Source organism: Romboutsia sp., assembly GCF_035470145.1.
GTDB lineage: Bacteria > Bacillota > Clostridia > Peptostreptococcales > Peptostreptococcaceae > Romboutsia_D.
On sequence record NZ_DATIRC010000403.1, the window covers coordinates 1 to 2,520 of the forward strand.

The window sequence follows — 2,520 nt, forward strand, 5'->3', positions numbered from 1 at the left end:
TATTATTTTCAATCATTTTATCATTATAATTAGATAATATAATTTCTAATTCCTTTTCCTGTAAAAACTCCGGCATCTTAAAGTTTACATTATTTTCATAGAAATTCAATATAACTATAATATTTTCATCTTTTAAATTTCTTTTATATGCGAATATATTTTCATCTTCAGGATAAATAAGCTCTACATCTCCATATACAATTGTTTCACTTTCATGTCTTAACTTAATTAAATCTTTGTAATAATTAAATATAGAATTCTTATCTTCTAATGATTTTTTTACATTTATTTCTTTATAATTTTGATTTACATTTATCCAAGGAGTTACCTTTGTAAATCCTGCATTTATACTATCATCCCATTGCATAGGAGTTCTTGCATTATCTCTAGATGTTGGTATTATTCTTTTTATAACTTCCTTAGGATCTTCATTTTGTATTTTTTCCTTATAATAGTTTAATGTTTCTACATCTCTATAATCATTTATATCCCCAAATCCTACATTAGTCATTCCTATTTCTTCACCTTGGTATATATATGGTGTTCCACTAAATGTATGTATTAATGTAGCCAACATTTTAGCAGATTCTAATCTATATTCTTTATCATTTCCAAATCTTGATACCATTCTTGGCTGATCATGATTATTCATAAATAAAGAGTTCCATCCTATATTGTGAAGCCCATTATACCACTTCATAAATATATTTTTTATATCAGTTAGCTTGTATGGTTTTTTATAGAATTTATCACTTTGATTTGGTAAATCCATAAGTTCAAAATGAAATAACATATTTAATTCATTTCTATCTTCTCCAACATAGTCTCTAGCATGTGATGGACTTACTCCTGGAGTTTCTCCTACTGTCATTATGTCGTATTTACTAAACACTTCTTTATTCATTTCTTTAAAATAATCATGTACTTTAGGACCATTTATATATAAACCTTCAACTCCATTTTCATCAGCATCTGGCATACCTTCAGCCTTTGAATATAAGTTACAAACATCCATTCTAAATCCATCAACACCTTTATCTAGCCAAAACTTCATCATAGAATATATATCTTTTCTCATATTTTCATTTTCCCAGTTTAAATCTGGCTGCTTTTTAGTAAATAAATGAAGATAATATTGACTTGTTTCTTCATCATATTGCCACGCGCTTCCGCTAAAGAATGACCCCCAGTTATTTGGTTCTTTTCCATATTTAGGATCTGACCACATATAGTAATCTCTATATGGATTATCTTTAGATTTTCTCGATTCTACAAACCATTTATGTTCATCAGAACTATGGTTTATTACTAAGTCCATTAGTATTTTTATTTTTCTTTCATGAGCTTTATTTAAAAGTTCATCAAAATCTTCCATAGTTCCAAATTCATCCATTATATCTTCATAATCACTTATATCATATCCATTATCATCGTTTGGTGATTTATATACTGGACTTAACCAAATAACATCTATACCTAATTCCTTTAAATAATCCAATTTTTGTATTATTCCTTTTATATCACCTATTCCATCATTATTACTATCCATAAAACTTCTTGGATATATTTGATATACTACAGCTTCTTTCCACCATGTTTTTTTCATATTGCTATCCCCCTGAAGAATTAAATTTCATAACAATTAGGAAATTATATTTATTTCGTAATTTAAGATAAATATAATTTCCGTATATATTTTATATAAATCATTATTTTAGACCTAAAAGAATTAATTCTAAAATAGAATTTTTTTCAAATTTATTATTTTATACTTCCTGATGTAACACTCTTTATTATATGTTTTTGTGCAAAGAAGTAGAATACTAATACTGGTATTATAGTAAGTACTAATCCTGCAAGTGCTAAATCCCATTGCTTTGTATATTGGCCAAAGAAGAAGAACATTGAAAGTGGTATAGTTCTTGTTTCTGGTGTATTTATTACTAACGAAGGTAATAAAAAGTCATTCCAAATCCAAACTGTGTTAAGTATTGCAACAGTTATAGATATTGGCTTCAAAAGTGGGAATATTATATATCTAAAAGTTTGCCATTTACTACATCCATCTATTAGCGCTGCTTCATCTAATTCTCTTGGTATCCCTTTTACAAACCCATGATATAAGAATATTGCTGATGCTGATCCAAATCCTATATACATAAATATAATTCCTGGTATATTGAGAAGTTTTAATTTACCCATTATATTTACAAGAGGTAACATTATTGATTGGAAAGTTACTAACATTGAAGATATAAATAAGAATAATATTATATTAGCTAGCTTAGAATTTGTTCTTTGCAACATCCATGCTGCCATAGATGCAAATACTACTATAAATACTATACTAACTATTGTTATAAACAATGAATTTCCTAAAACTTTTACAAAGTTCAATTGCTCCCAAGATCTTGCATAGTTATCAAAACTAAAGTTTTCAGGAAGAGACAATGTACTTTCAAATAGCTCTCCTTTAGTTTTGAAAGAGTTTACAATTATTATATAAAATGGTGACAAACA

General features: G+C 27.0%; 2 protein-coding genes. Both read right to left on the reverse strand.

Annotation, left to right across the window (positions count from 1 at the left end; genetic code table 11):
- On the reverse strand, positions 1-1,606 hold a 1,606-nt coding region (locus VLM92_RS15925; RefSeq protein ID WP_325277303.1), incomplete at its 3' end, for an alpha-glucosidase.
- Positions 1,607-1,761: 155 nt separating this feature from the next.
- A partial coding sequence (locus tag VLM92_RS15930) for a carbohydrate ABC transporter permease (RefSeq protein WP_325277304.1) occupies positions 1,762-2,520 on the reverse strand: 759 nt, incomplete at its 5' end.